The sequence below is a fragment of the Pseudomonas sp. CFBP 5748 genome (genome assembly GCF_053850495.1).
Genome location: NZ_JBSPTN010000002.1, coordinates 26,294 through 44,300, shown reverse-complemented (window position 1 = coordinate 44,300; position 18,007 = coordinate 26,294). Strand labels below are relative to the sequence as shown.

Here is an 18,007-nt window from a genome sequence, read left to right as displayed (position 1 = left end):
ACATGCCAAGAGATATTCAAGCCAAGCTGCTGATCGTTGACGATCTGCCGGAGAATCTGTTGGCCCTGGACGCGCTGATCAGGCGCGATGACCGCGAGGTCTTCACGGCCCTGTCGGCTGACGAAGCGCTGTCCCTGTTGCTGCAGCATGAGTTTGCCCTGGCCATCATTGATGTGCAGATGCCGGGAATGAACGGTTTCGAACTGGCCGAGCTGATGCGCGGTACTGAAAAGACCCGCAGCATCCCGATCATTTTTGTCAGCGCCGCGGGTCGTGAACGCAACTACGCCTTCACCGGTTATGAAAGCGGCGCGGTGGACTTCCTGCATAAGCCGTTGGACACCCACGCGGTCAAAAGCAAGGTCAATGTGTTCGTCGAGCTCTATCGCCAGAAAAAGGCAATGAAGGAACAGGTTGTTGCCCTGGAGCAGAGTCGCCGGGAGCAGGAGATTTTGTTGCAGCAGTTGGAGGCCACTCGCAGCGAGCTGGAGCAGGCAGTGCGGATGCGTGATGACTTCATGTCGATCGTCGCCCATGAGGTTCGTACTCCCCTCAATGGCCTGATCCTCGAGACGCAACTGCGCAAGATGCACTTGGCCCGGGACAACGCCGCAGCCTTCAGCCTGGACAAGGTGCGGGCGATGGTCGAACGCGATGAGCGCCAGATCAAGAGCCTGATCCGCTTGATCGAAGACATGCTGGACGTCTCGCGGATTCGCACCGGTAAGTTGTCCATCCGTCCCTCGCGCTTCAACCTGACGGCGCTGGTGCAGAACCTGTTGCACAATTTCCAGCCACAGATCGCCGCTGCCGAATGCTCATTGATCTGCACCGCGGAGCCGGAAGTGGAGGGGCTCTGGGATGAGTTCCGGGTCGAACAGGTGGTGTCGAATCTGCTGACCAACGCCTTGCGCTATGGCGGTAGAAGCCCGATCGAGGTGCGCGTCTACAAGACGCAGGACCATGCTTGCGTCGAAGTCCAGGACCACGGCATTGGCATCAGCGAAGAAAACCAGAAGCGTATCTTCCAGCAATTCGAGCGGGTGTCGTCCAAGGCGGTTGCCTCCGGCCTGGGGTTGGGGCTGTTCATCTCCGAGCAGATTGTTAGCGCTCATGGGGGGACAATCACGGTCAATAGTCGCATCAACGAAGGGGCGTTATTCCGTGTTTGCCTGCCTTTGCTGAAAACCACCTTGCACAAAACCATCGAACAGACGCAACCTCTGGGTGACCCTAAGGTCGTATCAGCAGCTATTGATCGAACAAAGGCTTCTCATGAGTGAAGATGCGCAAGACGTTGTACTGATCGTCGAGGATGACCCGTCGATCCTGATGGTGCTGTCTGCCTACCTGTCGGGCGAAGGGTATCGGATACTGCAGGCGGAAAACGGCGAGCAGGCGTTCGAGATCCTGGCAAGCAAGCCCCACCTGGACATGATGATCACCGACTTCCGCCTGCCGGGCGGCATCACCGGTGTGCAGATCGCTGAACCGGCGGTCCGGTTGCGCCCCGACCTGAAAGTCATTTTCATCAGCGGTTATCCGCAGGAAGTGCGCGAGACCGACAGCTCAATCACCCGCACGGCCCCGATCCTGGCAAAACCGTTCGACCTGGATGTGTTGCAGGAAATGATGCAGGCCATGCTGTCATAACCATCTCACCTGCCCTGTAGGAGCTGCCGAGTGCAACGAGGCTGCGATCTCGCCCCAGACAATTGAGTCGCAAGCGAAAGATCAAAAGATCGCCGCCTTCGGCAGCCTCTACAGGATCATTTCCCGCACCTTGGCCGTCAACAAATCAAAGGTGAACGGTTTGGTGATCATCTGCATGCCTGGGTCCAGGAAGCCGCCACGGACCGCTGCATGCTCGGCATACCCGGTGATGAACAACACCCGCAGGTCCGGGCGGATCTGCCGGCCGATTTCCGCCAGTTGCCGGCCATTCATGCCCGGCAGGCCTACGTCGCTGATCAACAGATCGATGCGTTGGTCGGACTGGAGCAGCGGCATCGCGCCGTCGGCGTCGGCGGCCTCGACAAACGCATAGCCCAGTTCGCTCAACACGGCACTGACCAGCACCCGTACCGCCGGATCGTCCTCGACGATCAGCACCGTCTCGCCATCCCGCGCATGCGGCGCGTTCGGGGTGACGATCGGGGGCTCCTGTATCGCTTCACCGACGAAGCGTGGCAGGTAAAGATTGACCGTGGTGCCCTTGCCGACTTCGCTGTCGATCGTCACATGGCCACGCGATTGCTTGCTGAACCCATAGATCATCGACAGGCCCAGCCCGGTGCCCTGGCCGATGGGCTTGGTGGTGAAGAATGGGTCGAATGCGCGATTGATGACCGCTTCGGGCATGCCGCAACCAGTGTCCCGGACACTCAGCACGACATAGTCGCCGGGCTCCAGGTTACTGTAGGCGTCGGTGAAACCGGCATCCAAGTGTCGGTTGAACGTCTGAACCACCAGCTCTCCGCCGTCCGGCATGGCGTCACGGGCGTTGAGTACCAGGTTAAGTAACGCGCTTTCCAGTTGGTTGGGGTCGGCTTCGGCGATCCAGAGCTGATCGTCCAGTTGCATGTCCAGCCGCACGCTCTCGTTGAGGCTGCGTTGCAGCAGCTCCCCCATGGACAGCACCAGTGTGTTCATCTGCACGGCTTTTGAATCCAGCGATTGCCGGCGGGAGAAGGCCAGCAAGCGATGGGTCAGGCCGGCGGCGCGGTTGGCCGAGGTCACGCCGAGGTCGATCAGACTGTCCAGGTCCTCGGTGCGGCCTCGGGCCAGGCGCCGGCGCAGCAACTCAAGGCTGCCGATGATTCCGGTGAGCATGTTGTTGAAGTCATGGGCGATGCCGCCAGTGAGCTGGCCGACGGCTTCCATTTTCTGCGACTGGCGCAGGGCCTCTTCGTTATGTCGCAATTGGGCCGTGCGTTCCTCCACCTGCTGCTCGAGGGTTTCGAGGATCGTTTGCAGGCGCAGTTCACTGTTGCTGAGGTCGATCAGGCGGTCCCGGGCTTCGTACTGCCTTCGGCGACCGCGTACGGCAGTGGTCACCAGGCTCACCAGGGTCACCGGGTGAAAAGGGCGCTCGAGGAACGTCACGTTACCCAGTTGGGCACCGATGCGGGCTGCCGGGTTCTGTTCAGGGCCGCCGTGGTGGGTCAACAGGACGATGGGCAGGTCGGACCAGGCCGGTTGCTGTTCGATATGCAGGAGCAGGGTTTCGAGGTCCGGCCCGACCAGGGCCTCCGAGGACACCACCAACAGACCGGCGCCGTGCTCCAGTTCTTCGCACAGGTGCCCCAGATGGCGACAGATGAGGCCGGCAAAGCCGGCTTCGTTGAGGATCATCAGGGCGATCTGGCTGTCCCGTCCCAGCGGTGCGAGGATCAATGCCCGCTCCGACAGGGGCTCGGCCAACGTCACGGTAAGTCATCCTTGAGCAGCGGGTTATCCGCTCCCACATAGTTTGGCACCCCGCGCAATACGCCCTGGAACGCTTCCAGCGGTTCGCCGATAGTCATGCCCTGGGGGCTGATGCGGTATTCGCGAATGGTGGATTCGTGGCTGCCGGTGCGTTTCTTGATGATGGATATCGCGCGGCGGACCTTGCCCAGCGCCTCGAAATAACGCAACAGAATCACCGTGTCGGCCAGGTAGGTAATGTCCACAGGCGCCTGCATGTCGCCCACCAGGCCGTGTTGTGCCACGGTCATGAAGGTCGCCGCGCCCCTGCGGTTCAGATAGAGCAGCAGTTCATGCACATGCAGCACCAGGGCGTTTTCCTCCGGCATGGCGGCCTGGTAGCCGTTGATACTGTCGATCACAACGGTCTTGATGTTGCCTTCATCGACGCAGCTGCGCACCCGATGTGAGAATTCGCCGGGGGACAGCTCGGCGGCGTCCACCTGTTCGATCACCAGGTTTCCGGTCCTTCTCAGCGCCTCCAGGTCGATGCCTACGTTCTTCATGCGCTCGAACAGCAGGCCCAACTCTTCGTCGAAGATGAACAGCGCGGCTTTCTCGCCGCGCTGCACGGCAGCGGCGGCAAAGATCATCGAAATCAAGGACTTGCCGGTGCCGGCGGGACCCAGGATCAACGTGCTGGAGCCGGTCTCGATACCGCCACCGAGCAGGGCGTCCACGCCATCCAGGCCGCTGGAGAGCTGTTGGCGCAGGTACTGCCCGCGGTGTTCGGCTGCCACCAGGCGCGGAAAAACATGGATGCCGTCGCCCATGATGGTGAAATCATGAAAGCCACCGCGGTATTTTTGCCCGCGATATTTCACCACCCGGATCCGCCGCCGCTCGGCGCCATAATTGGGGGTCAGTTCTTCCAGGCGGATCACCCCGTGGGCGACGCTGTGCACGGTCTTGTCCAGGGACTCGGTGGTCAAGTCGTCCAGCAGCAACACCGTAGCGTCATAGCGCACGAAGTAGTGTTTGATCGCCAGGATCTGGCGGCGATAGCGCAGGGAGCTTTGCGCCAGCAGGCGGATCTCCGACAGGCTGTCGAGCACCACCCGGGTCGGCTTGACGCGCTCGACCACTTCGAAGATCTGGCGGGTCGCTTCGCCCAGCTCCAGGTCCGAGGAGTACAACAGGCTTTGTTGATGCTCGGCATTGAGCAGGCTTTCGGGCGGGGTCAGCTCGAAGATATGAACGTTCTCATCGATGGTCCAGCCGTGGGATGCCGCGCCCTGGCGCAGTTCACGCTCGGTTTCCGACAGCGTGATGTACAACGAACGTTCACCGGCTTTGGCGCCGGCCAGCAGGAATTGCAACGCGACCGTGGTCTTGCCGGTCCCCGGTTCCCCTTCCAGCAGGAACACATGGCCGCGGGACAGGCCACCGCAAAGGATATCGTCCAACCCTTCAATACCGGTGGCGGCTTTTGCGCTGATCAACTCAATAGATGTAGACAAAAATAGCCCTCTCATGACTAGGGAAGTGGGCAGCAGGCTGGAGTACGCCTGAGAATGAACTGCCTGAACACTTGACCTTTTGCGATGATGGCGGTTCCGCTTTCTGTTGCAAAACGAGGTCTACTGCACAATTTCTGGCTGGTGGTGCGATGCCTACAGGCCTTGCTGCAAGGCCGGATCGTCGGGGTTGAGCTGCTCGAGTTGGGCCAGCAGGATCTGCACATTCTGCAATTGTCCGGTCTCCTTCCAGTAGTTGATCAACAACACTCGGGCCTTGCGGTCGGCGGGGTAGCGCTGGACGATTTCCTGTAGCTGTTTCTGCGCGGCTTCCAGTTCCTGCTCGGCGTGCAGGGTGGTTGCCAGGTCATAACGGTATGTGCGGTTATTGGGTTCAAGTTCCACGGCTTTTGCCAGGCCCAGTACCGCGTATTCGTTCTGGCCATGTTGCAGCAGCCACAGGCCCAATGCATGTTGCAGATAAGCCGAGTCCGGTTGGGTTTGCAACTGCCGGGCGAGCAAATGTCTTGCGGCTTCGCCCTGGCCCTGTTTGTCCAGCACTTCGATCTGCATGACCAACGCCGGCAGGTTGTCCGGTTGCAGGCGCAAGGTGTGTTCCAGCGCCTGCTGGGCCTTTTTCAGCTCGGCGTTGTGCAAGTGCAGGCGGGCAAGCTGATAGTGCGACTCGGCCGTTTGCGGGCCGTCTTCAAGCACCTGCTCCCAGGTGTCGATGGCGAGCTGCATCGCGCCGAAATACAAGCCGAGGTCATCCGGTGACGAACCCAGTAGTGCGTTCACGGCGGCGAATCGGACGCTCTGGTCATCATCATCGAGCAACGGTCCCAGCAATAGGCTGCGTTGGCCTGTCGGCACCAGCCCGACGATGCTGCCAATGGCCGCTCGACGTACATCTGGCGATTCGCTGTGCAGGTCCGCGGCCGCCAGTTTGAGGGCCTGAGGGCTTGGGTAGTTGGGCAACTCGGCGTGCAGCCACACGCGCCGCTTGGGTGAGAGGTCCGGGCGTCCCAGTTGTTGATAAAGCATTCGCGCCGCGCCCGGCTGCCCGTTGCGGGCCTTTTCCAGGGCTTCACTGTAGCCACGCTTGATCGCCTCGGGGATCTGCGGGGTAGTGCTGCGTAGCCACACCGCGAGGAGACCGATCACCAACAGGACGGACAGGCTGATAAGCAGATAGCGGCGGGGCAGATGCATGCAGGAAATCCATAACCAGAAGCGCGAAATGTCGCAAGCTTCGGCCAGGTGCGGGCCTGAGTCAAACCTTAAGGACGCTTCGGGTGATGCCGTGGGCTTCAACCAGACCGCGTCATCGTTGATCGCGAGCAAGCTCGCTCCCACAGGGATTGGTTGTGGAAGCAGACTTTGTGATTGCCCGCAAACCAATGTGGGAGCGAGCTTGCTCGCGATGGCGGCGGCACATTCAACATTTGAGCAGGCAGCTCTACCACTATTGCCGGAAGAGCCCGGCTCCCAAACTCAAACCTCCGGCAACGTCGAACCGCCGTCGACCACCAGGGTTTGTCCGGTGACATAGGCGGCCAGGTCCGAGGCCAGGAACAGCATGGCCCCAGCGATGTCGCTCGGCTTGCCGAGGCGCCCCAGCGGTACCCGGCGGGCGATGTCCTGGTTGACTTCATCGTCCCCGAGGTTGGCCATGGCCGGTGTTGCGATCATGCCGGGCTCGACACCGTTGACCCGCACATTCTCAGCGGCCAGTTCCAGCGCCGCGTTACGAATGAAACCGTTGACCCCGGCCTTCGACGCCGCGTAGTGGCTCAGGCCCGGATACGCGACCCGCGGGCCGGTGACCGAGGAGGTCACCAGCACGCAACCCTGGCCCTGGCGCCGGAACATCGGCAGCGCGGCCTGGGTCAGCCAGAACAGCGCCGACAGGTTCACCGCCAGCGTTCGCTCAAGCAGCGGCGGCGTGATCCGGGCGAAGGGCGTCAGCGGGAAATACCCGGCGTTGTGCACCAGGATATCCAGCCTGCCCAGGCGCAGCTCCAGTCCGGCCATCATCCCGGAGATCGCCGTAGCGTCGGCCAGGTCGACGCCCACGGCTTCCACCTGACAACCCTCGGCAGTCAATTGGCTCGCCACGGCCTCGGCTTGCGTCAGGCCCAGGTCGGCGATCACCACGCAGGCCCCGCGCAGGGCGAAGGCTTCAACGATGGCCCGGCCAATACCTTGGGCGCCGCCGGTCACCAGCACGGTCTTACCGCTGAAATCCAGATCCTCAGGCATGAGTTTGCTCCATCCGACTGAACGCCAGGGTTGGCACATCTACGATGCTGGAACCGCCGTCGGCCACCAACGTCGCACCCGTGATGATCGAGGCTTGTTCCGAAGCCAGGAAGCGACAGACATTGGCAATCTCCTGCGCGCTGGCGGGGCGGCGCAATGGCACATCGGCGCAGACCCGGTCGTAGGCCTGTTGCAGCGTCTCGCCATGAAACTGCATCAATACCTGCATTTCCTCATCGGCCATCGGCGTGCGGACCCAGCCAGGGCAGACGGCGTTGACCCGCACGCCTTTGGGACCATAGTCCCGTGCCAGGGAGCGGTTCAGGCCCAGTAGCGCATGCTTGGCGGTGGTGTAGCCGCAGACTTGGGGGCCTGCCGCCAATGACGCAATGGAGGCGATCAGCACAATGTTGCCAGCGTTTTCCCGCAGCAGCGGCAGGCAAGCCCGGGCGCTGTAGAAGGCGCTGTCGAGGTTGCTGCGCAGGGCCGCTTCCCAGGACGGCGGGCTGGTCTCGGTGGCGCTGCCCAGCCCCATGCCGCCGGCACAGGCCAGCAACACATCGAGTCGGCCATAGTGCTCGCGGATCTGCGCGATGAAGGCGTCCCAGGTCGTCGGGCAGGCCGCATCGCCCACCAGCACCAGGCCGCCGATTTCCCTGGCCAGTTGCTCCAGGGGCTCGCGACGCCTGCCGATCAACACCAGGTTGGCGCCTTCGGCGGCATACGATCGGGCGCAGGCGGCACCGATGCCGGTGCCTGCGCCGGTGATCACGACGGTGCGTAATTCAGGCATCGGGATACTCCGTCCGGTTGAGCACCTGGCAGTAGGAGCTGACCGGGAAATTGGAAAACTCATCGAAGGAGGCGCCGGCGTAGCCGAAGATCTTGCCGTCGCTGCGGTGTTGTTGCAGGTCGATCAGCACCAGGCCCAGGGTTGGGATGATCTTTTCCCGCCAGACGAACAGGTACAACTGATCGGCGATCTTGTAGGTGTCGCAGCGATCGGTGTCGCACAGGCCTTGTTCAACGCCCTTGAGGCATTGCCACGAATAGAACTGGTCGTTGAGGTAAATGTGTTCATAGACCTCGCTCGGGCTGTAGCGATACAGGTTGCGCAGCCCCACCAGTTCGCTGGTCGGGGCGTGCGGGCACAGGCCTGGCTGCCAGGGGCGGTCGAGGCTGCCGTGGAGGAACTGCACTTCAACCGAGGTCAGTGGCTTGCCGGCCAAGGCGCGGCTGTAAAGGCCTTCACGGGTTTGCTCCGGCGCGGGCATACGGCCGATCACAGCGGTGAATGCAGCGCTGGCGGTATCGAGCACAAGGCTGACCGAAAAGGTTTGCGTGCCTTCACCCTTGAGGAAATCCACCAGGTACAGACCTGGGCGTACCGACGTGGCCCGATAGACCGCGGTGCCACTGGAGTGCCCGTCAGCCGCGTCCCAGGACACGGTGTCTTGTTCAAATCGATGCTCGATCTGCCAGCCATTGGCGAAATTCAGGGTGAAGGTCTTGCCCTTCAGATCCGCCAGGTTGGGCAGGATGAAGGCTTCAGGGGCGAAGCCGTCGGCCAGGGCGCCGACGGTGATCCAGTCTGTAGGTGTGCTCATTGCAAGGCTCCGGTTGGGTGAGATAGCCACCCGGATCATGCGGTTCTGAGCAACGGCGGCCTATCAACCGTATGGTTGAACTGCGCTAGAGAAACAGGGCGCTGACCAACTCGGTACGACTGCTCACGCCAACCTTGCGGAACAGGTTGATCAGGTGAGTCTTGATGGTCGGCAAGCCCACATCCAACTCCCGAGCCAACTGTTTGTTGCTTACGCCTTGGCGCAGCAGCAAGGCAATCTGGCGTTCCTTGGGCGTCAGGTCGCTTAATGCGTCCTCATGGGCCGGCAGATGGGCGACCGCCAGTTGCAGCAAGGCCTGTAACGCGTTGAGTTGGGTCAACTGCTGGTGGGTGAAAACGCCTTGGTCGACAGTGCGCAATAACGAAATGGCAGCTTGAGGCTGACCGTCCCGATGGGCGAAGACTTCCACGACATCTACCACGCCGTAGCGCTGCAAGAAGCTGCGATAGCGCTCGCTGTCCCGCATCGGTTGGCGGGCCATGGCCAGGCCCAGCGGCACCACGGCCAGGTCGCTGGACACGCAGTATCGCGGTTGCAGCGGGTCGAACTGGCGGTAGTGGTCCAGATAGTCGCGATGCATCTCGCCGCTCATGCCCTGCAAGCTGAAGTCATGGGCCTGCAGGTGCCGGTCGACGCAGTAGAAGGCCGCCCGGCTGGCGGGAATGAGCTGGGTGAACGCGTGCAGGCAGTGGCCGGCGATGTCCTGGGTGGGGATGACGTTCATGGTCGCGACCTTCGTCAAAAGGGCCGCCGCTGGGGCCGGCGGCCGGGTCCGATCAGGCTACCGCGAAGTAGTGTTTGACGAAACTTTCGCTGACCACTTCCCACAGCACGGGCGTGCCCTTGGTCACGAACCAGCTGTCGCCCGCCTGGTAGCGGGTGCTTTGGCCGGTGGCTTCGTCGGTGAGCACCACTTCGCCGGTGACCACGGTGGCTTGTTCGCAGAACGGATAAACCATTCGGAACTTGCCCTGTGTCGTGCCGAAGTAGGCACTACTGATCGGGTCGTTCGGTGCGCCAAAGGTCATCTTGCCGAAGGCTTTGACTTCGCCTTCGAGAATTTGTGAGCCGAGATCGGCGACGGTGCCCCAGGCGTCCAGTTCGGACAGCTGGATGTCTTTTTTGAGGGTGATGAGGGGCATGGCAGTGACTCCTGGTGATTGAAATAACAAAGGTGGGGTGTGTCCAGTGCCAGTCAGTTAAACCTCGCTCCCACAAGGGGTTGCTTAACTGACCGACATCCAGGGGTGTCTGGCCGTCAGCGACGGCCATTCCAGTAACCCGACAGCTGATGCCAGGACTTGCCGGCGGTCAGTAGCAGTGGGCGGATGGCGTCTTTGCCGATGATGGTCGGGCGGTGGATCGAGCTGACCAGGTCGTAGCGCGCCGAGCCCTCGCTCATGCCTTCGGCCAGCACCTTGCAGATGATGTGGCTCGGCGTGACGCCAAAGCCTGAGTAACCCTGGACGAAAAACGCATTGCTGCGACCGGGCAGGGTGCCGATTTGCGGGAACAGGTTCGGACTGCACGCCATCGGGCCGCCCCAGGCCAGGTCGATCTTCACGTCCTTGAGATACGGGAAAATCTTCAGCATCAGGCGTCGGTTCCAAGCCTTGAGGTCCTGGGGAATATGCTCCACCAAGGGCGTGGCGGCACCGAACAGCAGGCGGTTTTCGTTGGTGACGCGGTAGTAGTCGATCACCGGGCGAATATCGCTGTAGGCGCCGCGAATCGGGCTGATGCGCTGGATCAGTTCGTCCGACAACGGCTCGGTCATCATCTGGAAGGCGTAGGTGTTGATGGTCGAGCGGTGCAGCTCCGGCTCCAGCTTGTTGAGGAAACTGTCGCAGGCCCAGAGCAGCTTGCTGGCCTTGACCGAACCGCGGCCGGTACGCACGGTGATCCGTTCGCCATAGCTGACCTCCAGGGCCGGGCTGTTTTCGAAAATTCGCACGCCGTGGCTGACCAGCGCCTTGGCTTCACCCAGCAGCAGGTTCAGCGAATGCACGTGCCCACCACCCATGTGCAGCAAGGCGCTGCCATAGGCCTTGGAACCGATGATCTGCTGCACGTCGGAGCCGCCGAGAAAGCGGATCTCGTGCTTGCTATTGACCGACTTGAAGTCTTTTTCCCAGGCTCGCAGGGTTTTTTCCTGGCGAGCGTTGAAGCCCATATAGCCGTAGCCGTGGCAGAAGTCGGCATCGATGGCGTACTTGGCAATGCGGTCCTTGATGATGTCCGCGCCCAGGTCGCTGATCTCGAAGATCTGGCGCAGGCCTTCTTCACCGACGTCCTTCTTGATTTTTTCCAGGTCATGACCGATGCCGGCCATGATCTGCCCGCCGTTGCGCCCGGTGCCGCCGAAGCCCAGGTAACGCGCCTCCAGCACCACGATGTTGGTGATGCCTTTTTCGGCGAGCTCCAGCGCGGTATTGATGCCGGAGAAACCGCCGCCAATCACCACAACGTCGGCTTCCACATCCTGTTCCAGGGTAGGGAAGCTGAGGTTGTATTTCTTGGTGGCCGTGTAATAGGTGGGCGTTTCGATATTGATCATGACGCAACCTGACAAAGTGAAAGGAAACTCCGTTGCAGCGCCTTCGCAAAGCGCTGCATGCGTTGGCCCTATTAAGAGCCCTGGCGGGAACGCCTGTCTTGATCATCCGTGCCGGGGTATTTGATCGAGCGCGCCATGTGGCTGAAACCGGCGCCATGAAAAGTACAATCTTGGATCTGGAAGGTGCATTTTTCGCTGGCTCTCGATTACCCATACTGGAGCGGCCTTAATCATTGATCCCGCCGTTTCCGCACCCTCAGGTTGCCGGGAAAACGCGGGATCGGTAGATGTCAAATAATAAAAGAGCCCGTCCATGAAAAAGCCAAATCCGCTGCTCGAAGACCTCAAGCCTATCCTGCCGGCGATTGCCGCCAATGCCTTCCAGGCGGAAAAGGACCGTAGCGTCCCTGCCGAGAATATAGCCCTGCTCAAAGGCATCGGCATGCACAAGGCCTTCCAGCCGAAAAAGTACGGGGGCATGGAGATTTCCCTGCCGCAGTTCGCCGATTGCATCGCGTTGCTGGCCGGTTCCTGCGCCAGCACCGCCTGGGCCATGAGCCTGTTGTGCACCCACAGCCATCAACTGGCAATGTTCCCGGCCAAGACTCAGGAGGAAGTCTGGGGCGATGATCCCGATGCCACCGCCAGCAGCAGCATCGCGCCGTTTGGCCGCACCGAGGAAGTCGAGGGGGGTGTGACGTTCAGCGGTGAGATGGGCTGGAGCAGTGGTTGCGACCATGCCGAGTGGGCGATCATGGGGTTTCGCCGTAAAAACGCCGAAGGCACCCAGGACTATTGCTTCGCCGTGTTGCCTCGCAGCGATTATGAGATTCGCGATGACTGGTTCGCGGTGGGCATGCGCGGCAGTGGCAGCAAGACATTGATCGTCGATAACGCGTTCGTGCCGGAGCATCGGATCCAGAAAGCCAAGGACATGATGGAAGGCAAATCCGGCGGGTTTGGCCTGTACCCCGACAGCAAGATTTTCTACTCGCCGTATCGTCCGTATTTCGCCAGTGGGTTTTCCACCGTCAGCCTGGGCGTGGCCGAACGCATGCTGGAGGTCTTTCGTGAGAAAACCCGCAACCGCGTGCGCGCCTACACCGGTGCAGCGGTAGGCGCGGCCACCCCGGCGTTGATGCGGCTGGCCGAATCTACCCATCAAGTCGCGGCGGCCCGGGCCTTCCTGGAGAAAACCTGGCAGGAGCACGCCGAACACGGTGAGCGCCAGCAATACCCCAGCCGTGAAACCCTGGCGTTCTGGCGGACCAACCAGGCGTATGCCACCAAGATGTGCATCCAGGCAGTGGATCGCCTGATGGAGGCGGCCGGTGGTGGCGCGTGGTTCGAGAATAACGAACTGCAGCGACTGTTCCGCGATGCCCACCTCACCGGCGCTCACGCCTACACCGATTACGACGTCTGTGCGCAGATCCTCGGTCGTGAATTGATGGGCCTGGAGCCCGATCCCACCATGGTTTGACCGCCTGCTCACCGAGCCCGGCTCATATAACAACAATCGAGGCCGTCGCCTGAGGCGGCCGGGAGTCTTGCATGTCTAATGTTTGCGATACCGCTTTCGACACCCGCGCGTTCCGTCGCGCCCTGGGCAACTTTGCCACGGGCGTGACCGTGGTCACCGCCGCGACTGACGATGGCCGCAAGGTCGGCGTGACGGCCAACAGTTTCAATTCGGTGTCCCTGGACCCGCCGCTGATTCTCTGGAGCATCGACAAACGCTCCAGCAGTCACGGCGTGTTCGAAGCGGCCAGCCATTTTGCCGTGAACGTGCTGGCCGCCGACCAGATCGACCTGTCGAACAACTTCGCCCGGCCCAAGGAGGACCGCTTCGCCGAGATCCAGTTCGAGGCCGGTGAAGGTGGGGCCCCCGTGTTCGTGGACTGCTCGGCGCGCTTTCATTGTGAAAAATTCCAACAGGTTGACGGCGGCGATCACTGGATCATGATCGGCAAGGTCGTGGCCTTTGACGATTTTGGGCGTTCGCCATTGCTCTATCACCAGGGTGCCTACTCGATGGTCTTGCCCCACACCCGCATGACCAAACGGGAAGAGGGGCAGTCCCCCAGTAGTCACTTCCAAGGTCGCTTGAGCCACAATCTGTATTACCTGATGACCCAGGCGTTGCGGGCCTACCAGGCCAGCTACCAGCCTCGCCAGTTGTCCACTGGGTTGCGTACCAGTGAAGCGCGGATGTTGATGGTGCTGGAGAACGACGCCGGGCTGGGCCTCTGCGATCTGCAGCGGGAAGTGGCGATGCCGGTGCGCGAGATCGAAGAAGCCGTGGCCAACCTCAAGCGCAAGGGCCTGGTGAGCGATGAAGGCGATCGAGTGCGCCTGACCGTCAAAGGTGTCGATGAAACCGAAGGGCTCTGGGCAATTGCCAAGGAACAGCAGGATAAGGTGTTCGGCCAGTTCAGCGAGGAGCAGGTCGAGCATTTCAAGGAGGTGCTCAAGGGCGTGATCAAAGGCGCTTGAGCCTGTATCGACAGCAATCCCATGGCGAGGGAGCAAGCTCCCTCGCCATGGGGACTTCGGGTTCATGGCTACTTGATCCTGATCCAGACTCTTTGAATGGAGGGTTCGGTATTGGCTGGAAGCTGTTAAGATTTAGTTAACTCATTAACTAAATCCCCTTTCGCGAACACCCTCCATGCCCAAACCGCGCCAATCCTTGACCCTGACCTTGCTACAGGCCCGTGAAGCGGCCATGGGGTTTTTCCGTCCTTCCCTCAATCAGCACGGCTTGACCGAACAGCAATGGCGGGTCATCCGTATTCTCAGCCAGCACGACGAGCTGGAGATCAATCGCCTGGCCGAACTGGCCTGCATTCTCAAGCCCAGCATGACCGGCGTGCTGGTGCGCATGGAAGCGGCGGGCATGGTGGAGCGGCGCAAGGCCGAACAGGATCAGCGGCGGGTGCTGGTGCGCCTGGCCCCCCAGGGGCAGGCATGCTTCGATTCGATGAGCCAGAGCATGGAGGAGAATTACCAGCGCTTGCAGGGCCAGTTGGGGGAGGAAAAGCTGCAGACGTTGCTGGGGTTGCTCAATGACTTGAAAGCGATCAGGCGCTGAGACATCCAGGCGGCTCCACTCAGCTTTTGTGGCGAGGGGGCTTGCTTCCGCTCGATTGCGTAGCAATCGTAAGAAAGCGGGGCCGCTTCGCGACCCAGCGGGAGCAAGCTCCCTCGCCACAAGAGGTTTGTGTTGCTATCAGTACACACCACCCGCCGCAGGCTTTGGTGTGTCTTTGAACGTCGCGGCCAGGGTCTGCAAACCGCGCATCAACACCGTGGTGTCGACGCCCACCGCGACAAACGCGGCGCCAAGTTCGATGTATCGCCGAGCCAGTTTTTCATCGGCGCTGAGAATCCCGGCGGCTTTACCCGCCTGGCGGATCCGGCCGATGGCGTCCTCGATGGCGGCTTGCACATCCGGGTGGCCGGGATTGCCACGAAAGCCCATGGACGCGCTCAGGTCCGCCGGCCCGATGAACACCCCGTCAACACCGTCCACCGCAGCGATGGCGTCCAGGTTGGCCAGGCCCTCGCGACTTTCGATCTGCACCAGCAGGCACATCTGTTCATCGGCCTTGTCGAGGTAGCCGGGGATGCTGTTCCAGCGCGACGCCCGGGCCAGTGCGCTGCCGACCCCGCGCACACCGTGGGGTGGGTAGTGCATGGCACGCACCAGCTCGCGCGCCTGGTCGGCGCTTTCCACCATCGGTACCAGCAAGGTTTGCACGCCAATGTCGAGCACTTGCTTGATCAGCGCGGTGTCGCCAATCACCGGGCGGATCACCGGTTGGCAGGGGTAGGGGGCCAAGGCCTGGAGCTGGCCGAGCATCGTGCGCAGGTCATTGGGCGCGTGTTCGCCGTCAATCAGCAGCCAGTCGAAGCCGGCGTTGGCGGCGAGTTCGGCGCAGTAGGCATCGGCCAGGCCCAGCCACAGGCCGATCTGCGCTTCACCGCTGCGCAGGCGTTGTTTGAAGGTGTTGATAGGCATGTCCATGAACCGGTCTCCGATCAGACGAAACGGCAAGCGATGGAACCGAGCATGTCGTAGTCGACATGGAAGGTATCGCCCGGGTTGGCCGCCACGGGGCGGGTGAAAGAGCCACCCAGAATGATTTGCCCCGGTTGCAACGTCACGTCGTAGGCCGCCAACTTGTTTGCCAGCCAGGCCACGCCTTTGGCCGGATGATTGAGTACCGCCGCCGAGACTCCGGATTCTTCGATCACGCCGTTGCGGTAGAGCACCGCTGGCACCTTGCGCAGGTCGATCTCCGTGGGACGTACCGCCCGCCCGCCCATCACCACGCCAGCGTTGGCGGCATTGTCGGAAATGGTGTCGAAGACCTTGCGGGTGGCCTTGGTCTGCGGATCGATTTGCTGGATGCGCGCATCGATGATTTCCAGCGCCGGGATCACCCATTCGGTGGCGTCCAGCACATCGAACACGGTCACGTTCGGGCCCTTCAACGGCTTGCCGAGGATGAACGCCAGTTCGACTTCCACCCGTGGCACGATGAAGCGTTCGAATGGGATGTCGGTGCCTTCGTCGAAAAACATATCGTCCAGCAGCGCGCCGTAGTCTGGTTCGGTGATGTTCGACGAAACCTGCATGGCCCGGGACGTCAGGCCGATTTTGTGGCCGACCAGCTTGCGGCCGTCCTTGATCTTTTGCGCGACCCAGGCGCGCTGGATGGCGTAGGCATCATCGATCGTGATGTCCGGGTGGTCGAGGGAAAATTGCCGCACCTGTTCGCGCGAACGTTCGGCGTGGTCGAGGCGGGCGGCGGCTTGTTGGATGAGGTTCTGGTCGAGCATGGCAAGGATCTCTTAGTGAGGATTGACGATGGCGGCCCGGGTGCGCAGCACCAGCAGGCCGCCAAGGGCGATGAGCAGCGCCAGCACATACAGGGCCAGGCTGGCGCTCTGGGTGGTGTCGCGCATCCAACCGATCAGGTAGGGGGCGAAGAACGAAGCGATGCTGCCGAAGGAGCTGATCAGGGCGATGCCGGCGGCCTGGGTGCTGTTGGACAGGAAGGCCGGTGGCAGTTGCCAGAACATCGGCAACGCTGCGCTGGCGCCCATGCCGGCGACAATCAGGCCAGCCAGCACCAGGGTCGGGTTGCTGGGCGAGAGCCCGGCGAGCGCGATGCCGGCCGCCGCCATCAGCAGCGGTACACACAGGTGCCAACGCCGTTCGCGATTACGATCGGAGGACCGTCCGCAGCCGATCATGAAGAAGCAGCCCGCCAGGTAGGGCACGGCGCTGAGCAGCCCAACCTTGCCGTCGCTGCCGATGCCGGCGCCGTGGATCAAGGTGGGCATCCAGAAGGCCAGGGTATTGACCGCCAGCATCACCGCGAAATACACCGCCACCAGCAACCAGACCTGCGGGTTGTTGAGGATCGCCGAGAACGAGGTAATGGATTTGCCTTGCTCTTCAACGCTCAGTTGTTCGCGCAGTTGCTGCTTGGCTTGCGGCGTTAGCCAACTGACCACCTCGAAACTGTCCGGCAGGCACTTGAGCACCACCAGGCCGAGCAGGATCACCGGCAGCCCTTCGATGACGAACATCCACTGCCAGCCGCGCAAACCGCCAACATCATGGAAATGCTCGAGAATACCACCGGACAATGGCCCGCCGATCACCCCGGCCATCGGCACGGCAATGGCGAACAGCGCGGTCACCTGGGCCCGGCGCCGAGCCGGGTACCAGCGGTTGAGAAACACCAGGATCCCCGGGAAGAAACCGGCCTCGGCCATCCCCAGCAGGAAACGCAAGACGTAGAAGCCAGCTGCGCTTTCAATCAGGAACATGCCGGTGGACAAGGCACCCCAGATCACCATCAGTGTCGCGATCCAACGGCGCGGGCCGATCCGGTCCAGGGCCATGTTGCTCGGCACGCCAAACAGCGCATAGGCGATGAAGAACAGACCGGCGCCGAAGCCGTAGACCGTGTCGCTGAATTGCAGGTCAGCGCTCATCTGCATCTTGGCGAAGCCGATGTTGATGCGGTCCAGGTGGGCGAAGAGGTAGCAGACCAACAGCAGCGGCATCAGCCGCCAGGTGATGGTGGCATGGGTGCGGTCGTGCGCGATGGTGCCGGCAGTGTCGGCGGTATTGGCTGTGCTCATGGTTTTGTACTTTTTGTCAGAGAGGCCGAAGGGACGAGCGGGTCGGCAGGCTTAACGCGTCTGGGCCTTGAGGAAGGCGTGGACGTTGTTGGCCTTGAAGTTGAGCTGTTCGTGCAGCTCGATCATCTCGAACGACAGGGCCAGCAAACGTTGAGCCTGGAGTTCGGCGAAGTGCGCGGTGATCACCTCGAAGAGTTTTTCCGCGACTTTCTGGCGCGTGGCCAAATCGCGACCATGGCCGACTTTCAGCGTCATGTGGACGAAGGCGTAGTCGTGCTTGCCGTCGGCCATGCGCCAGGTGTCCAGGCGCACGCCGCGGCTGCGGATGCCGCCCAGGGGAAACACGCCGCTGTCGCCCAGCAAGGTGTGGACCTTTTCAAACAGGCCGGGCAGGTCGGCCTGTTGTTCGATGTTGTCGGTGTATTCAGCGATGAAGTGCGGCATGGAAGCCTCCTGCGACGACAGCGTGA

The 18,007-nt window shown here is 61.7% G+C and carries 18 protein-coding genes; 5 read left to right on the top strand and 13 right to left on the bottom strand.

Features of this window, described 5'->3' with window-relative positions:
- Positions 1-2 precede the first annotated feature (2 nt).
- A complete protein-coding gene (locus ACWNZ1_RS04845) occupies positions 3-1,283 on the top strand; it encodes a hybrid sensor histidine kinase/response regulator (protein WP_256452790.1) in 1,281 nt (426 codons plus the stop codon).
- Positions 1,276-1,653, top strand: coding sequence for a response regulator (locus ACWNZ1_RS04840; RefSeq protein ID WP_135845262.1), 378 nt, complete (start codon positions 1,276-1,278; stop codon positions 1,651-1,653). Before ACWNZ1_RS04845 ends, ACWNZ1_RS04840 begins: the two co-directional genes overlap by 8 nt.
- 108 nt (positions 1,654-1,761) lie before the next feature.
- On the opposite strand, the gene ACWNZ1_RS04835 is transcribed toward ACWNZ1_RS04840, so the two are convergent.
- The 9 genes from ACWNZ1_RS04835 to ACWNZ1_RS04795 form a co-directional block, all read right to left on the bottom strand.
- The gene (locus tag ACWNZ1_RS04835) at positions 1,762-3,429 is read right to left on the bottom strand and encodes a response regulator (RefSeq protein ID WP_256452792.1); all 1,668 of its coding nucleotides are present in this window, start codon (positions 3,427-3,429) and stop codon (positions 1,762-1,764) included.
- On the bottom strand, positions 3,426-4,928 hold the full coding sequence (locus ACWNZ1_RS04830; RefSeq protein WP_135845264.1) for an ATPase domain-containing protein: 1,503 nt from the start codon (positions 4,926-4,928) through the stop codon (positions 3,426-3,428). The genes ACWNZ1_RS04835 and ACWNZ1_RS04830 overlap by 4 nt, the downstream gene beginning before the upstream one ends.
- 153 nt (positions 4,929-5,081) lie before the next feature.
- Positions 5,082-6,137 carry a tetratricopeptide repeat protein gene (locus ACWNZ1_RS04825; RefSeq protein ID WP_135845265.1) on the bottom strand — a complete coding sequence of 352 codons (1,056 nt, stop codon included), beginning with the start codon at positions 6,135-6,137 and terminating at the stop codon, positions 5,082-5,084.
- A gap of 282 nt (positions 6,138-6,419) precedes the next feature.
- On the bottom strand, positions 6,420-7,187 hold the full coding sequence (locus ACWNZ1_RS04820; protein WP_256452793.1) for an SDR family oxidoreductase: 768 nt from the start codon (positions 7,185-7,187) through the stop codon (positions 6,420-6,422).
- Positions 7,180-7,980 (bottom strand): SDR family NAD(P)-dependent oxidoreductase, encoded by an 801-nt coding sequence (locus ACWNZ1_RS04815; RefSeq protein ID WP_256452794.1) that lies wholly within the window; start codon positions 7,978-7,980, stop codon positions 7,180-7,182. The genes ACWNZ1_RS04820 and ACWNZ1_RS04815 overlap by 8 nt, the downstream gene beginning before the upstream one ends.
- Positions 7,973-8,794 carry a molybdenum cofactor biosynthesis F family protein gene (locus ACWNZ1_RS04810; RefSeq protein WP_256452795.1) on the bottom strand — a complete coding sequence of 274 codons (822 nt, stop codon included), beginning with the start codon at positions 8,792-8,794 and terminating at the stop codon, positions 7,973-7,975. The genes ACWNZ1_RS04815 and ACWNZ1_RS04810 overlap by 8 nt, the downstream gene beginning before the upstream one ends.
- Positions 8,795-8,879: 85 nt before the next feature.
- Complete coding sequence (locus ACWNZ1_RS04805) at positions 8,880-9,539, bottom strand: helix-turn-helix transcriptional regulator (protein ID WP_256452796.1); 660 nt, start codon at positions 9,537-9,539, stop codon at positions 8,880-8,882.
- Between the two features lie 52 nt (positions 9,540-9,591).
- On the bottom strand, positions 9,592-9,957 hold the full coding sequence (locus ACWNZ1_RS04800; protein WP_135845270.1) for a cupin domain-containing protein: 366 nt from the start codon (positions 9,955-9,957) through the stop codon (positions 9,592-9,594).
- Between the two features lie 116 nt (positions 9,958-10,073).
- On the bottom strand, positions 10,074-11,372 hold the full coding sequence (locus ACWNZ1_RS04795; protein WP_135845271.1) for an NAD(P)/FAD-dependent oxidoreductase: 1,299 nt from the start codon (positions 11,370-11,372) through the stop codon (positions 10,074-10,076).
- Between the two features lie 313 nt (positions 11,373-11,685).
- On the opposite strand from ACWNZ1_RS04795, the gene ACWNZ1_RS04790 reads away from it, so the two are divergent.
- The 3 genes from ACWNZ1_RS04790 to hpaR all read left to right on the top strand — a co-directional run bounded on the left by ACWNZ1_RS04790 (position 11,686) and on the right by hpaR (position 14,466).
- A complete protein-coding gene (locus ACWNZ1_RS04790; protein WP_135845272.1) occupies positions 11,686-12,855 on the top strand; it encodes a p-hydroxyphenylacetate 3-hydroxylase oxygenase component in 1,170 nt (389 codons plus the stop codon).
- 71 nt (positions 12,856-12,926) lie between these two features.
- Positions 12,927-13,868, top strand: coding sequence for a p-hydroxyphenylacetate 3-hydroxylase reductase component (locus ACWNZ1_RS04785; RefSeq protein WP_135845273.1), 942 nt, complete (start codon positions 12,927-12,929; stop codon positions 13,866-13,868).
- A 175-nt stretch (positions 13,869-14,043) separates the two neighbouring features.
- The gene (hpaR, locus tag ACWNZ1_RS04780) at positions 14,044-14,466 is read left to right on the top strand and encodes a homoprotocatechuate degradation operon regulator HpaR (RefSeq protein ID WP_265073063.1); all 423 of its coding nucleotides are present in this window, start codon (positions 14,044-14,046) and stop codon (positions 14,464-14,466) included.
- 138 nt (positions 14,467-14,604) lie between these two features.
- Here hpaR and hpaI read toward each other — a convergent pair whose 3' ends face one another.
- From hpaI to ACWNZ1_RS04760, 4 genes are read right to left on the bottom strand one after another with little or no spacing between them, the layout of a single operon-like run.
- Entirely contained in the window at positions 14,605-15,402 is a 798-nt protein-coding gene (gene hpaI, locus ACWNZ1_RS04775; protein ID WP_456027455.1) for a 4-hydroxy-2-oxoheptanedioate aldolase, read from the bottom strand.
- A 14-nt stretch (positions 15,403-15,416) separates the two neighbouring features.
- Positions 15,417-16,220, bottom strand: coding sequence for a 2-oxo-hept-4-ene-1,7-dioate hydratase (gene hpaH, locus ACWNZ1_RS04770; protein ID WP_135845276.1), 804 nt, complete (start codon positions 16,218-16,220; stop codon positions 15,417-15,419).
- Between the two features lie 12 nt (positions 16,221-16,232).
- Positions 16,233-17,537 (bottom strand): MFS transporter, encoded by a 1,305-nt coding sequence (locus ACWNZ1_RS04765; protein WP_256452798.1) that lies wholly within the window; start codon positions 17,535-17,537, stop codon positions 16,233-16,235.
- Positions 17,538-17,588: 51 nt separating this feature from the next.
- Positions 17,589-17,981 (bottom strand): tautomerase family protein, encoded by a 393-nt coding sequence (locus ACWNZ1_RS04760; RefSeq protein ID WP_135845278.1) that lies wholly within the window; start codon positions 17,979-17,981, stop codon positions 17,589-17,591.
- Positions 17,982-18,007: the final 26 nt, after the last annotated feature.

Coding starts and splice junctions, on each gene's coding strand:
- ACWNZ1_RS04845 (WP_256452790.1), top strand. CDS start 3: ATGCCAAGAGATATTCAAGCCAAGCTGCTGATCGTTGACGATCTGCCG.
- ACWNZ1_RS04840 (WP_135845262.1), top strand. CDS start 1,276: ATGAGTGAAGATGCGCAAGACGTTGTACTGATCGTCGAGGATGACCCG.
- ACWNZ1_RS04825 (WP_135845265.1), bottom strand. CDS start 6,137: ATGCATCTGCCCCGCCGCTATCTGCTTATCAGCCTGTCCGTCCTGTTG.
- ACWNZ1_RS04820 (WP_256452793.1), bottom strand. CDS start 7,187: ATGCCTGAGGATCTGGATTTCAGCGGTAAGACCGTGCTGGTGACCGGC.
- ACWNZ1_RS04815 (WP_256452794.1), bottom strand. CDS start 7,980: ATGCCTGAATTACGCACCGTCGTGATCACCGGCGCAGGCACCGGCATC.
- ACWNZ1_RS04810 (WP_256452795.1), bottom strand. CDS start 8,794: ATGAGCACACCTACAGACTGGATCACCGTCGGCGCCCTGGCCGACGGC.
- ACWNZ1_RS04805 (WP_256452796.1), bottom strand. CDS start 9,539: ATGAACGTCATCCCCACCCAGGACATCGCCGGCCACTGCCTGCACGCG.
- ACWNZ1_RS04800 (WP_135845270.1), bottom strand. CDS start 9,957: ATGCCCCTCATCACCCTCAAAAAAGACATCCAGCTGTCCGAACTGGAC.
- ACWNZ1_RS04795 (WP_135845271.1), bottom strand. CDS start 11,372: ATGATCAATATCGAAACGCCCACCTATTACACGGCCACCAAGAAATAC.
- ACWNZ1_RS04790 (WP_135845272.1), top strand. CDS start 11,686: ATGAAAAAGCCAAATCCGCTGCTCGAAGACCTCAAGCCTATCCTGCCG.
- ACWNZ1_RS04785 (WP_135845273.1), top strand. CDS start 12,927: ATGTCTAATGTTTGCGATACCGCTTTCGACACCCGCGCGTTCCGTCGC.
- hpaR (WP_265073063.1), top strand. CDS start 14,044: ATGCCCAAACCGCGCCAATCCTTGACCCTGACCTTGCTACAGGCCCGT.
- hpaI (WP_456027455.1), bottom strand. CDS start 15,402: ATGGACATGCCTATCAACACCTTCAAACAACGCCTGCGCAGCGGTGAA.
- hpaH (WP_135845276.1), bottom strand. CDS start 16,220: ATGCTCGACCAGAACCTCATCCAACAAGCCGCCGCCCGCCTCGACCAC.
- ACWNZ1_RS04765 (WP_256452798.1), bottom strand. CDS start 17,537: ATGAGCACAGCCAATACCGCCGACACTGCCGGCACCATCGCGCACGAC.
- ACWNZ1_RS04760 (WP_135845278.1), bottom strand. CDS start 17,981: ATGCCGCACTTCATCGCTGAATACACCGACAACATCGAACAACAGGCC.